Raw genomic sequence first — 12,098 nt, forward strand, 5'->3', positions numbered from 1 at the left:
TTTAGAGAGGAGAAAGGACAAGAAGATGAATATACGGATTTATAATGTAAGGATTCTGACCATGGAGGCGGGAAAGGGGATTTTCCGCGGTGAGGTGTGGGTAAAAGGAGATACCATTGCCTATGCAGGGCCTGTGATATTAGATTCTAAGGAAAAGTGGGACCAGGAGATTGACGGCAGGGGCAACCTGCTCATGCCTGGATTCAAGAACGCACATACCCACTCTGCGATGACGTTTTTACGTTCCCATGCAGACGACATGAAGCTGGACGAGTGGCTGAATACACGCGTGTTCCCGGCGGAAGCGAAGCTGACAGGGGAGGATATCTATTGGCTGAATAAGCTGGCCATCATGGAATACCTGACCAGCGGAATCACCTCTGTCTTCGATATGTACCTGAACAAACCTGCGGCCGAGCGTACGGTGAAGGACACCGGATACCGGATGGTCATCTGTGAGAGCATCAATGATTTTGGAGGAACGATTCAGGAGGTAGAAGAAGATTATCACCGGTATAATCAGGACCCGGATCGTCGGATTTCTTATCAGCTCGGGTTCCATGCAGAGTATACGACAAGCAGAGAATTGATGGAAGGACTCTCAGGTCTTTCTGAAAAGTATAAAATCCCGGTCTATGTCCATTGTTCTGAGACTAAGAAGGAAGTGGAGGACTGCAGGACACGCACAGGAATGACACCTGTTGCATACATGGATTCTCTGGGGCTGTTCGCTCATGGCGGCGGGCTGTTCCACGGAGTGCATATGGATGAGGGGGATTTTGATATCATAAAAAAGAGAGGTCTTTATGTGGTGACGAACCCGGCCTCCAATTTGAAGCTTGCCAGTGGAATCGCGCCAGTAAAACGGTATCTGGATATGGGGATTCCTGTGGCGATCGGTACAGATGGACCGGCCAGCAACAACTGTCTGGACATGTTCCGGGAGATGTTTTTGACTACCGGACTGCAGAAAGCCGTCTGTGATGACCCGGAGGCAGTTCCGGCGATGGAAGTGCTAAAGATGGCAGCAGTCAACGGAGCATATGCAATGGGGCTTCCAGAGTGCGATACCTTGGCAGAGGGCAAGAAGGCAGATATGATCCTGATCGACCTGCAGCAGCCAAATATGCAGCCGCTGCAGAATATTGAGAAGAATCTGGTCTACAGTGGAAGCAAGCAGAATGTGAAGATGACGATGGTCGGAGGCAGGGTGCTTTATCAGGATGGAAACTATTATCTGGATTCTTCCAAGGAAGAGATCTTTGCCAGGGCAAATGAATCAGCCAGACGTATATTAGGGTAAAAGGACAGAGGAAAAGAAATTCTGAGGGGGATGGATTTTCCAAGACAGGAGATATAGACACAGGGTGTAGATGATTAGAAAAGGGGCACATGAGATGAAAGCAGCGATTTTTACGTTGGATACAGGGTTATATAAAGCAAAGCAGGAGAGTGCAGCGGCAAATGCATTGAAGCGGATGCTGATGCAGGTGGGCTTTGATGTGAAGGCAGCAGGCGTCCTGCCAGAGGACCGGAAGGTATTGACTGCTGTCTTAAAGAGATTGACAGATACAGACAGCGTGGATCTGGTACTGACAACAGGTGCCGTGGGAATTCAGAAGCGTGATTGTGCGCCGGATGTAGTGGCGGAGATTTCTGACAGGCTCCTGCCAGGAATTCCAGAGGCTGTGAGGGCCTATAATCTGCGTTATACGAAGAAGGCGATTCTGGATCGTTCCAATGCCGGAATCAGAAGGAATACACTGATCGTGAACCTGCCGGAGAATGCAAAGGCGGCAATGGACAGTCTGGAATATATTCTGCCGGAATTAGTACAAGTAGTGGAGATATTGAGTCTATGATAAAAGTAACCTATCTAAGCCACAGCGGCTTTTTAGTAGAATTAGAAGGAGCCTATTTTCTATTTGACTATTATAAAGGAGAACTGCCAGAGATCAAGACAGGAAAGCCATTTTTTGTCTTTGTCAGTCACGTACATCATGATCATTACCGAAAGGATATTTTTAAACTAAGGGAATATCTCCCGGAAATCTATTATATCCTATCCAGTGATGTAGAGGCAGAAGAGTCTCAGGATGTCAGAACAATGGGGCCGAATGAGGACCAGGAGATCGCAGGGTGCCGTGTAAGGACATTGCGCTCCACAGATGAGGGCGTGGCGTTTCTCGTTCAGTATGAGGGGATTACCTTATTCCATGCAGGAGACCTGAATTGGTGGCATTGGGAGGAAGAAAGCAAGGAATACAATACTTTGATGCGGCGGAACTATCAATATGAGATCAATAAGCTGAATGGGGAAAAGATCGATATTGCCTTTGTGCCGGTGGACCCAAGGCTGGGGGAACAGTATCACTTAGGGCTGGACTGTTTTATGAAGCGGACAGACACAAGAGCTGTTTTTCCGATGCATTTCTGGGACAATTATGGTATTTTTGACCGGCTTATGCTGGAGGAGAGTGCACAGGAGTACGTCGATAAAATACAGAGAATTACAAAGGAAGGCCAGGTATTTGAGCTTCAGATACAAAAGGAGAAGTCCTTTGCCCAAAGTGTACGGGATATATTGGAATAGTATTCAAATGATAGAATAATCAGAACAGGGAGTGATGTAGAAGACATGCAGGTGAAATTATATACGGATGGTGCGGCAAGAGGCAACCCGGATGGACCGGGAGGATATGGGGCCGTACTGGAATATGTGGATACAAAGGGAGAGCTTCATACAAAGGAGCTTTCACAGGGCTATGTGAAGACGACGAATAACCGGATGGAGCTGATGGCGGTCATTACAGGGCTTGAGGCGCTGAACCGTCCCTGTGAGGTGGAGGTCTATTCAGATTCGAAGTATGTAGTGGATGCCTTTAATCAGCATTGGGTGGACGGATGGCTGAAAAAGGGCTGGAAACGAGGAAAGAATGAACCAGTTAAAAATGTGGATCTCTGGAAGAGGCTGCTGGCGGCTAAGTCACAGCATAAAGTGACCTTCCATTGGGTCAAGGGACATGATGGACATCCACAGAATGAACGATGTGACGAATTGGCTACAACGGCGGCGGATGGAAGCGGGCTGATCGTGGATGAAGGACTGGGGCAGAATTAGTTCTTTTATGTTCATGTGATTTTACTTGCAAATTTACTGCAAAACCTGTCATTCATTCTGGACAGGAAGAAAAATACATAGTATAATAAACAAGTTAAGTAAGACAGACAATCGCGGCTGCATGAGCCGAAAGGCTGCAGGCGAGGAAAGTCCGGGCTTCACAGGGCAGGATGCCGGATAACGTCCGGTGGAGGTGACTCCAAGGCCAGTGCAACAGAAATAAACCGCCGGAAGGCGTTCCTGACATTTGTCAGGTCTCGTGTTCCGGTAAGGGTGGAAAGGCAGTGTAAGAGACTACCGCCTTTCTGGTAACAGAAAGGGCACATGTAAACCCCATCCGAAGCAAGACCGAATATAAGCGATGTGGCGGCCCGTCACGCTTTAGGTAGGTCGCTTGAGCCTGGTGGCGACATCAGGCCTAGATAGATGATTGTCCAACGACATAACCCGGCTTATCGTCTTGCTTAACCAGTTTTATGAAGAAGAACAACAGGGATGGTGCCGTGATCAGTTTACGGCATCATTTTTTTAATCATCAGGCAGTGAAGAGGATTTTGAATTTTTGCTTTACAGATTTAGGGAAAAGGGGGCAGGGCATGTACTTGAAAGTACTTCGTGCAATTTATAAGATTGAGAACAACCAGATATTGTCCTCGATAAAAAAGGGATTTATCCTTCTGATCCCTGTCCTTTTGGTAGGCTCCTTTTCTCTGCTGTTTTTGAATTTTCCGGTGGCTGCATTCCAGAATTTTATAACAGGATGGGCCGGGGGCGTCATGGAGACAGTATTGAACTTTTTGTTTGATTCTACGGTGGGATTCATGTCCGTATATCTGGTCATCAGCATCAGTTATTATTACTCCAGTTCTTTAAAGGAGCATGATGTGTTTTTGCAGGTCATGGCTATGGTGGTCTCTATGGTCTGTTTTGCTGCTTCCTTCGGAGCGGCCAGTGGATCGATGGAGTTAAATGACCTGGGGCCGGTGGGGGTATTTACGGCCATGTTTTCGTCCATCGCAGCGACGCGGCTGTTCTATCTGTTTTATGGGAAGCTGTCGGCAGCCTACCGGTTTCGTTCCAGGGGCTCGGATATGGATTACCGGAATTCGCTTTCTGCAATATACCCGCTTCTGTTCTGTGCCCTCTTGTTTATCGGGCTGAATCTGGTGATACAGCAGTTGTTCCATGTCGAGAATTTAAATGATCTGGTGACCAGTGGAATCGTATATCTGTTCCACAATGTCAACGATGGACTTGGAGCAGGTGTTTTATATGTGGTGGTGCTGAATGTTCTGTGGGTCTTTGGTATTCACGGTGGTAATGCTCTGGAGCAGGTCGCCCAGACGTATCTCATGCCCAAAGACTCGGTAGCCGGTGCGGTGATCTCTAAGTCGTTCTTAGACAGTTATGCTATGATCGGCGGATGCGGGACATCGATCTGTCTGCTTCTGGCTCTGCTGATCTGTTCCCGGGGCAGGGAGAATCGTCAATTGTCCTATTCAGCGGCTCCGGCCGTGATATTCAATATTAATGAGATTTTGGTATATGGTCTTCCGGTGGTGCTCAATCCGGTATTGTTCCTGCCCTTTATCCTGACTCCGGTGATTTCACTTTTAATTTCTTATGGTGCGGCTGTGATAGGATTTTTGCCGATTTTGGGAAGACAGGTGACCTGGACGACGCCGGTCTTCTTCAGTGGGTATCTGTCCTCCGGGTCCTGGAGGGGAGCAGTGGTGCAGCTTGTGATACTGGCGGCAGGCACCGCGGTGTATGCACCTTTCATCTGTTTGATGGACCGTGTAAAGGAAAAACAGGCGGAGATGCTGCTCAATGAGCTCACAGAGCATTTTAAAAGGCTCCAGTTGGAAGGGGATGAGAACGTCCGCCTCCTGGAACGTCATGACAGTAAGGGACTGCTTGCGAGAAATATTGCGCAAAAGCTTCGAATCGATATTGAGCAGGAAAGGGTCACCATGGGGTATCAGCCCCAGTATGATAATACGGGGACCTTGGTAGGGAGCGAGGCTCTGCTGCGCTGGAAATATCTGGACAGGACGATTTATCCGCCCCTTGTAGTAGCACTTGCGAAGGAGGATGGATTTTATGACCGACTGACCCAGGTCGTAGTGAAGATCTCTATGGAGGCCTGCCGCGAGCTTTTGAACCAGGGCAGTGATATCACAGTTTCTGCAAATATATCTGCAGATCAGTTGAATTCAGAACAGTTCATCAATCGTGTCATTCGAATGGCTCAGTCCTATGGGATAGAGGGGCATTATTCCCTGGAAGTCACAGAAGAGGCCTCTGTGGACAGAATGGAGGACATTCCTCATCAGATCGGAAGGCTCAAAGCCGCAGGAATCAGGACAGAGGTGGATGATTTCAGCATGGGAAGGACCAGCCTGATGTATCTGCAGAATAATAACTTTTATGCGGTGAAGCTGGATGGCAGACTTGTACAGGGGATGCTGGAGAATAAACGGAATCAGGAGATTATCTCCTCAATTGTGTCTCTTGGCAGGAATCTGGGGTTCGTAGTGATCGCGGAATATGTGGAGACAGAAGAAATTCGTGCGGGCCTGGAGGAACTTGGATGTAATCTGTATCAGGGATATCTGTACAGTCCGGCAATTCCTCTGGACCAGCTTAAGGAACGGGTACAATTAGATGGAAAGAAATTATAAAAGATCAGGTGAGATATGATGTGTCAGAATCAGAAACGTAAAAACGATGTATGGCTCCTTGCAAAGCCAGTATCACAGCGACATTTGCAGGGAGTAAGGATGAGTCGCTGATTTCATATAGCTGGCTTTGCTGCTTGAATTTATCAATCAAGGAGGAAGCTCATATGAAATATATTAATGCAGATCAGATTCTTCCGACCGAACTGGTGGAAGAACTCCAGAAGTATGTTCAGGCAGGTTACCTTTATGTTCCTGCCAAAGATGGACAGCATAGATCCTGGGGCGAGTTGACTGGCTACAGAGCAGAGCTTGTTAAAAGGAATGGACAGATCATGGAGGACTACAATAAAGGAAGCTCCTTAGAGGAGCTTGCAGAACGTTACAGTCTTTCTGTCTATGCAATTCGGAAAATCATATATCAGAGATAGAAGGGAGGACCGCTGTTATGGCGGTCCTTTTTGAATCGTTTTTTATAGGGAGGGGTTCTGGCCGTTCTCAGATTCAATTCGATAAGAAAGAATGGTACCGCAGTATTGTGTATATTGAAGTCTTTGGTGGACCGCTGGTAACATAGAGACATAGAGAAGCACAGTCAGGAGGAGATAAGATGGTTGATTCAAAGAAAAGGATTTATCCAAGAACAGGGGACCAAGAAACGATTTATTTAAAGAAGGTTATCACAGATCCAAATATCAGTGTTGGAGAGTATACGATGTATAACGACTTTGTAAACAATCCAGTCGATTTTGAGAGAAATAATGTGTTATATCACTATCCAATCAACCATGACAGGCTGTTGATTGGAAAATTCTGTTCGATAGCCTGTGGTGCAAAATTTTTATTTAACAGTGCAAACCATACGATGAAATCGCTCTCCACATATCCGTTCCCATTATTTTTTGAAGAGTGGGGACTGGATAAAAGAAATGTGACAGACGCCTGGGATAATAAAGGAGATATTGTGATTGGAAATGATGTATGGATCGGTTATGAGGCTGTTATCCTTGCAGGGGTGACGATAGGGGATGGTGCTGTCATCGGCAGCCGGGCCGTTGTCACCAAAGATGTGGAGCCCTATACAGTAGTGGGCGGTGTGCCTGCAAGAGCCATCAGGAAAAGATTCCCGGATGAGGTCATTGCGGATTTGCTTGAGGTAAAGTGGTGGAATTGGCCGAAGGAGCGTATTGCGGAACATCTTGCAGATATTCAGACAGGACAGATCGAAGCACTTCGTATGAATCGTATAAAAGAAGGCAAATGAGTTGGTAAAGATCAAGATAGAACCGCCGGTCTCATTAATTGATAAACGGTTCTGAAAATGGAGGTACAAAAGTGGGCTGCCCCTTTTGAAAATGTAGTTGACAAATAGGTAACTTGTTACTATAATAAAAAGTAACAAGTTACCTATTTGTTAAATTAGAAAGGATTGAATATGGAATTACGACAATTGATTCAGGATTATTCGGCTAATGAGTGGATGCAGAAGCAGGGGATTTTTGCCAGTATCTTCTTGGTTCAGAACCGACTGCAGACGGCCTGTGATAAGCTGGATGAGGAAATTACGATGAAGCAGTGGCTTTTACTGGCAATGGCAGGAACAGCAGATGAGCCAATGTCATTGACAGACCTGGGAAGGCTGATGGGATGCTCCAGACAGAATGTGAAGAAAATTGCATTGTCCTTGGAGATGAAAGGGTTTTTGAAGCTGGAAAAAAGAAGAGGAGACAGCAGGGCAGTCTGTGTAGTTCTGGATGAGAAAATGCTTCAATATTCAAATCGTGTAGGGGAAATGCAGCAAAGAGTATTGGAACTTTTATTTCAGGATTTTTCGGAGCAGGAGACACAGAGCCTGTATCATGGATTCATGAAGCTACAGGAAAATATTGAAAAAATCGAACAATATGTGGAGGAAAAACATGAATAAGCAGGTAGTAGTCTATACTTCTGAAACGGGGTTTACACAAAGGTATGCCCAGTGGATCGCAGAAGAACTAAAATGTGAGGCAGTGAATCAGAAAGAATGGCGGCATAAGAATCCAGCAGATTACCAGACAGTCATTTATGGCGGCGGCTTCTATGCAGGACAGATCAAAGGGTTGAAAAAGATAAAGAATCAGATGAAGCAGTATCCTGCAGTTGGGCTGCTCGTCTTCGGAACAGGTGCGACTCCGAAAGAAGAAAAAGAAATGATACAGAAAACTATGGATGCGAATTTTACGGAAGAAGAGCGTAAAAAGATTCCAACATTTTATTTACAGTCTGGACTAAATTATGAGAAGATGAGCCTTACGTATAAACTGATGATGAAAGCATTTGTATCAATGTTGGCAAAAAAGGCAGACCCATCACAGGAGGATAAGATAATGATGAGGATGATCGCCCATTCCTTTGATTTCTGTCAGAAGGAGAACATCCGTGAATTAGTAAACTATTTTGAAAATGGTGGACACAAAAGGGCCTGACCTCTTTGTAAAAAAGGTCAGGCCCCCAATAAGATTTATTATTTATTATCCGTATATTTTTCTTCGCAGTATTTGCAGCGGTAGATCTGCTTTTCTTCATCGGTCAGGACAAAAACGTGGTCTAAGCCCTGCTCGATGGAGGTGATGCAGCGTGGGTTTTTACAGCGGATGACATTTCTGATCTCTTTTGGAAGTGTCAGACGCTTTTTATCTACGATTTCTTCATTCTGAACGATATTGACCGTGATGTTGTGGTCAATGAATCCTAAGATATCGAGATCCATGAAGTCTATCGGACATTCGATCTTCATGATATCCTTTTTTCCCATTTTATTACTTCTTGCATTCTTGATGATTGCCACACAGCAGTCTAATTTGTCAAGATGCAGGTATTTGTAGATTTCCATGCTTTTGCCGGCTTCGATGTGGTCCAGTACGAACCCCTCGGAGATACGGCCAACGTTTAATGTAGTCTTCACTATATCGTACCTTCTTTCTTTTAATCTATGCTGCTCTTAATCCACGTGGATATCCAGCAGAGTAAGGATGAGTGCCATACGGACATAGACTCCGTACTGCATCTGGCGGAAATATGCTGCCCTTGGATCATCATCGACTTCGACCGCGATCTCATTCACCCTTGGGAGCGGATGAAGCACGTACATATCCTCAGGAGCCAGTTTCATCTTTTTCTTATCTAAAATATAGAAGTCTTTCATGCGGACATAATCTTCCTCATTGAAGAAACGTTCCTTCTGTACACGTGTCATGTACAGGATATCCAGATCTGGAATCGCATCCTCCAGACGGACCACTTCTTTGTAAGGAATGTTCAGCTTGTCCAGCACATCATGACGCATATAGTCAGGAAGTCTCAATTCCTCTGGAGAAATCAGGATGAACTTGATTCCCTCGTAGCGTACCAGCGCATGAATCAGTGAGTGGACAGTACGTCCAAATTTTAAGTCACCGCACAAACCGATGGTCATGTTGTTGAGACGGCCCTTCACATTTAAAATGGTAAGCAGGTCAGTCAATGTCTGTGTCGGATGCTGATGTCCACCGTCACCTGCGTTGATCACAGGGATAGAAGAGTGCTGGCAGGCTACCATCGGAGCACCTTCTTTTGGATGACGCATAGCACAGATGTCAGCATAGCAGGAAATCGTGCGAATCGTATCAGAAACGCTCTCACCCTTTGCGGCAGAACTGGAATCTGCAGAGGAGAAGCCCATAATGCTTCCGCCTAAGTTCAGCATGGCAGCCTCGTGGCTGAGTCTGGTCCTGGTACTTGGCTCATAGAATAAAGTAGCGAGTTTCTTCCCGGCACAGGCATGGGCATATTTGTCAGGATGCGCCTCGATATCCTGCGCAAGATTTAAAAGTTCGTCAAGTTCCTCAACGGAGAAATCCAGAGGACTCATTAAGTGTCTCATAAACAACCTCCTTATATGTCCACAGGACATATTTAATCTTATCTGTATTCGAGTAATTCTTCAACGGGTTTGCGCTTCGGTGCTTCCGGATCAATATCAGGATAGCCGACAGCAATCAGTGCAGCGAGTTCCCTGTCCTTGGGCAGATTTAGAAGCCCGGTGATTCCATCTTCATCGAAAATCCCCATGATTACCGTACCAAGTCCGTGCTCTTTTGCTGCAAGACAGAAGGTTTGGCATGCGACCCCCACATCAAACATCTGCCATCTGTCTTTTTTCTTGGTCGTATAGGAGCCATCGCGCTCGAACCCACACCGTCCCTTTACAAAAGTGACAGCTATCAGCATTGGTGCCTGACGGACAATATTAGAATTGTTATTGCGGGTGAATTCATCAGCAATCTTTCCAAGAAGGGAAGAATCTTCGATTGCGATATATCGGGTAATCTGAGTGTTTTTCCAGGAAGGGGAAAAGGATGCTGCATGTACAATAGAATCAATCATTGAATGGTCAATCTTGTCCGGCTTGAACTGACGGATGCTTCTTCGAGTCTTAATACAATCAATAACGTTCATATGTTTACCTCCCTATCTGAAATTCTCTTCAACTAATCATATACTAAAACAGGGGGATTTTCAACTGGAATTTTGAAGGTTTTACAGGGGATAAGGAAACTCCCCTGTGAGGTGGTAATCTTAACTTGGCAGATCCTACCGCAGAATTTTTTCAAATAAAAGTCCCGCTCCAAACCACAGAGGGGCATAATCGAATCGTATGACTCCTTTCAGGTTATATTTGGAATGGCTGTAATCCCAGGGGCAGGCATGATGCTTCTTAAGGAAGCTGCCAGATAAGAATTCCCCGAGAAAAATGCAGCATGTGTAAATGCTGCCTCTTAAAAAGGTGTTTTTCCCCTTCAGAAGCCGACAGACAGGGGCCAGAAGACAGGCGGCTCCATAGATTGGGAACATCCAGATGGAGGTACGGCCGACTAAAGTAAATTCTTTCTTTTTGAAGGAGTTAAGGGCTGTAAAAATAATCTCCATGCACCAGCCCAAAGTGCCGCAAATGATAAATTTATTCTTCATATGAAAGAGTATGTTTCAAGAACTCCTATTTTATACGCGGTGATTCCAGGAAAAAAAGATATTGGCTTATAACTCCAAATGTATTATAATATTCCTTACATTTGTTGAACAGCGGCTGTTCAATAAGTATTGTTAGTGCAAAGGAGAAGTGAAGATGGCAACATTGGAAGAACTGAGATTACAGTTGGATGAGATTGATGACCAGCTTGTAAAGCTGTATGAGAACAGGATGCAGGTATGTAAAGAAGTCGGTGAGTTCAAGGTGAATTCGGGCAGGAAGGTGTTCGATAAGCTAAGGGAGCGGGAGAAGCTGGCAGCCGTTTCCGCAAAGGTATCCGGCGACTTTAACAAGAAAGGAATCCAGGAACTGTATGAACAGCTCATGTCCATGAGCCGGAAGCTTCAATATCAGCTTCTTGTAGAGGCAGGGGCATTAGGACGCCTTCCTTTTATTGAAGTGGATTCTCTTAATAAGGACAAGGCCCGTGTAGTCTTTCAGGGAGTGGAAGGGGCCTATGGTCAGGCAGCTATGCAGCACTATTTTGGTGAAAACTGCAACAGCTTCCACGTACGGACTTTTCGGGATGCCATGGAGGCTATTGAGGAAGGTTCTGCAGATTATGCAGTGCTTCCGATCGAGAATTCTTCTGCGGGAGCGGTCAATGAGATGTATGACCTGCTCGTGGAATTTGAAAACTATATCGTAGCGGAGACGATCATTCCGATCACCCATACACTTTCCGGTCTTCCGGGAACGAATCTGGATGAGATTAAACGGGTGTATTCCAAGGCGGAGGCATTGATGCAGACCTCCCGTTTTCTGGATGAGCACAGCAATTGGCAGCAAATCAGCGTGGTGAATACGGCCATTGCGGCGAAGAAGATCCTGGAGGACCAGGATAAGACGCAGGCGGCTGTATGCAGTGCCTATGCGGCAAAGGTCCACGGATTGTCCGTCCTGCAGGATGAAATCAATGATGAGCCGAATAACTCGACCCGCTTTATCGTGGTGACCAATCAGAAAATCTTTTTACAGGATGCATCCAAGATCAGTATCTGTTTTGAAGTACCTCATGAGAGCGGTTCTCTATACCGTATTTTGTCTCATTTTATCTACAATGATCTGAATATGACTAAAATCGAGTCACGCCCCATGGAGGGAAGAAACTGGGAATATCGGTTCTTTGTGGATTTTGAGGGCAACATGGCGGATGCGGCTGTGAAGAATGCGATTCGAGGCCTCCGTGAAGAAGCGAGAAACTTAAAGATACTTGGAAATTATTAGAAAAGGATTACAAGAATAAAGA

14 protein-coding genes and 1 other RNA gene are annotated in these 12,098 nt (G+C 45.7%); 11 read left to right on the top strand and 4 right to left on the bottom strand.

Annotation, left to right across the window (positions count from 1 at the left end; all coding sequences use genetic code 11):
• The first annotated feature begins 25 nt into the window (after window positions 1-25).
• From HGO97_RS07370 to HGO97_RS07415, 10 genes are all read left to right on the top strand, one after another.
• Window positions 26-1,303, top strand: a complete 1,278-nt coding sequence (locus HGO97_RS07370; protein ID WP_216240673.1) for an amidohydrolase — start codon at window positions 26-28, stop codon at window positions 1,301-1,303.
• Window positions 1,304-1,373: 70 nt separating this feature from the next.
• Window positions 1,374-1,862: a MogA/MoaB family molybdenum cofactor biosynthesis protein gene (locus HGO97_RS07375; protein WP_330654208.1), complete on the top strand. Its 489-nt coding sequence runs from the start codon at window positions 1,374-1,376 to the stop codon at window positions 1,860-1,862.
• Window positions 1,859-2,593: an MBL fold metallo-hydrolase gene (locus HGO97_RS07380; protein ID WP_216240674.1), complete on the top strand. Its 735-nt coding sequence runs from the start codon at window positions 1,859-1,861 to the stop codon at window positions 2,591-2,593. Before HGO97_RS07375 ends, HGO97_RS07380 begins: the two co-directional genes overlap by 4 nt.
• Window positions 2,594-2,638: 45 nt before the next feature.
• Window positions 2,639-3,121: a ribonuclease HI gene (gene rnhA, locus HGO97_RS07385; protein ID WP_216240675.1), complete on the top strand. Its 483-nt coding sequence runs from the start codon at window positions 2,639-2,641 to the stop codon at window positions 3,119-3,121.
• A gap of 95 nt (window positions 3,122-3,216) precedes the next feature.
• Window positions 3,217-3,592, top strand: an RNA gene (gene rnpB / locus HGO97_RS07390) — RNase P RNA component class A.
• Between the two features lie 125 nt (window positions 3,593-3,717).
• Window positions 3,718-5,805, top strand: a complete 2,088-nt coding sequence (locus tag HGO97_RS07395; RefSeq protein WP_216240676.1) for an EAL domain-containing protein — start codon at window positions 3,718-3,720, stop codon at window positions 5,803-5,805.
• A 164-nt stretch (window positions 5,806-5,969) separates the two neighbouring features.
• Complete coding sequence (locus HGO97_RS07400) at window positions 5,970-6,233, top strand: CD3324 family protein (protein WP_216240677.1); 264 nt, start codon at window positions 5,970-5,972, stop codon at window positions 6,231-6,233.
• Between the two features lie 179 nt (window positions 6,234-6,412).
• On the top strand, window positions 6,413-7,066 hold the full coding sequence (locus HGO97_RS07405) for a CatB-related O-acetyltransferase (RefSeq protein WP_216240678.1): 654 nt from the start codon (window positions 6,413-6,415) through the stop codon (window positions 7,064-7,066).
• A gap of 171 nt (window positions 7,067-7,237) precedes the next feature.
• The gene (locus HGO97_RS07410) at window positions 7,238-7,729 is read left to right on the top strand and encodes a MarR family transcriptional regulator (protein ID WP_216240679.1); all 492 of its coding nucleotides are present in this window, start codon (window positions 7,238-7,240) and stop codon (window positions 7,727-7,729) included.
• On the top strand, window positions 7,722-8,267 hold the full coding sequence (locus HGO97_RS07415) for a flavodoxin domain-containing protein (RefSeq protein WP_216240680.1): 546 nt from the start codon (window positions 7,722-7,724) through the stop codon (window positions 8,265-8,267). The genes HGO97_RS07410 and HGO97_RS07415 overlap by 8 nt, the downstream gene beginning before the upstream one ends.
• A 38-nt stretch (window positions 8,268-8,305) precedes the next feature.
• On the opposite strand, the gene HGO97_RS07420 is transcribed toward HGO97_RS07415, so the two are convergent.
• The 4 genes from HGO97_RS07420 to HGO97_RS07435 form a co-directional block, all read right to left on the bottom strand.
• Window positions 8,306-8,749 (bottom strand): aspartate carbamoyltransferase regulatory subunit, encoded by a 444-nt coding sequence (locus HGO97_RS07420; RefSeq protein ID WP_216240803.1) that lies wholly within the window; start codon window positions 8,747-8,749, stop codon window positions 8,306-8,308.
• A gap of 33 nt (window positions 8,750-8,782) precedes the next feature.
• Complete coding sequence (gene pyrB, locus HGO97_RS07425; protein ID WP_216240681.1) at window positions 8,783-9,703, bottom strand: aspartate carbamoyltransferase; 921 nt, start codon at window positions 9,701-9,703, stop codon at window positions 8,783-8,785.
• Between the two features lie 38 nt (window positions 9,704-9,741).
• Window positions 9,742-10,278, bottom strand: coding sequence for a nitroreductase family protein (locus HGO97_RS07430; RefSeq protein WP_216240682.1), 537 nt, complete (start codon window positions 10,276-10,278; stop codon window positions 9,742-9,744).
• Between the two features lie 135 nt (window positions 10,279-10,413).
• The gene (locus HGO97_RS07435) at window positions 10,414-10,791 is read right to left on the bottom strand and encodes a putative ABC transporter permease (RefSeq protein ID WP_216240683.1); all 378 of its coding nucleotides are present in this window, start codon (window positions 10,789-10,791) and stop codon (window positions 10,414-10,416) included.
• 154 nt (window positions 10,792-10,945) lie between these two features.
• On the opposite strand from HGO97_RS07435, the gene pheA reads away from it, so the two are divergent.
• On the top strand, window positions 10,946-12,076 hold the full coding sequence (pheA, locus tag HGO97_RS07440) for a prephenate dehydratase (protein WP_216240684.1): 1,131 nt from the start codon (window positions 10,946-10,948) through the stop codon (window positions 12,074-12,076).
• Window positions 12,077-12,098: the final 22 nt, after the last annotated feature.

Source organism: Faecalicatena faecalis, from assembly GCF_012524165.2.
GTDB classification, from domain to species: Bacteria; Bacillota; Clostridia; order Lachnospirales; family Lachnospiraceae; genus Faecalicatena_A; species Faecalicatena_A faecalis.

What these genes read in the sequence shown, in the direction of transcription:
- HGO97_RS07395 (WP_216240676.1), top strand. Translation starts at nt 3,718, where the DNA reads ATGTACTTGAAAGTACTTCGTGCAATTTATAAGATTGAGAACAACCAG.
- HGO97_RS07410 (WP_216240679.1), top strand. Translation starts at nt 7,238, where the DNA reads ATGGAATTACGACAATTGATTCAGGATTATTCGGCTAATGAGTGGATG.
- pheA (WP_216240684.1), top strand. Translation starts at nt 10,946, where the DNA reads ATGGCAACATTGGAAGAACTGAGATTACAGTTGGATGAGATTGATGAC.
- pyrB (WP_216240681.1), bottom strand. Translation starts at nt 9,703, where the DNA reads ATGAGACACTTAATGAGTCCTCTGGATTTCTCCGTTGAGGAACTTGAC.
- HGO97_RS07375 (WP_330654208.1), top strand. Translation starts at nt 1,374, where the DNA reads ATGATTAGAAAAGGGGCACATGAGATGAAAGCAGCGATTTTTACGTTG.
- HGO97_RS07380 (WP_216240674.1), top strand. Translation starts at nt 1,859, where the DNA reads ATGATAAAAGTAACCTATCTAAGCCACAGCGGCTTTTTAGTAGAATTA.
- HGO97_RS07430 (WP_216240682.1), bottom strand. Translation starts at nt 10,278, where the DNA reads ATGAACGTTATTGATTGTATTAAGACTCGAAGAAGCATCCGTCAGTTC.
- HGO97_RS07405 (WP_216240678.1), top strand. Translation starts at nt 6,413, where the DNA reads ATGGTTGATTCAAAGAAAAGGATTTATCCAAGAACAGGGGACCAAGAA.
- HGO97_RS07415 (WP_216240680.1), top strand. Translation starts at nt 7,722, where the DNA reads ATGAATAAGCAGGTAGTAGTCTATACTTCTGAAACGGGGTTTACACAA.
- rnhA (WP_216240675.1), top strand. Translation starts at nt 2,639, where the DNA reads ATGCAGGTGAAATTATATACGGATGGTGCGGCAAGAGGCAACCCGGAT.
- HGO97_RS07370 (WP_216240673.1), top strand. Translation starts at nt 26, where the DNA reads ATGAATATACGGATTTATAATGTAAGGATTCTGACCATGGAGGCGGGA.
- HGO97_RS07435 (WP_216240683.1), bottom strand. Translation starts at nt 10,791, where the DNA reads ATGAAGAATAAATTTATCATTTGCGGCACTTTGGGCTGGTGCATGGAG.
- HGO97_RS07400 (WP_216240677.1), top strand. Translation starts at nt 5,970, where the DNA reads ATGAAATATATTAATGCAGATCAGATTCTTCCGACCGAACTGGTGGAA.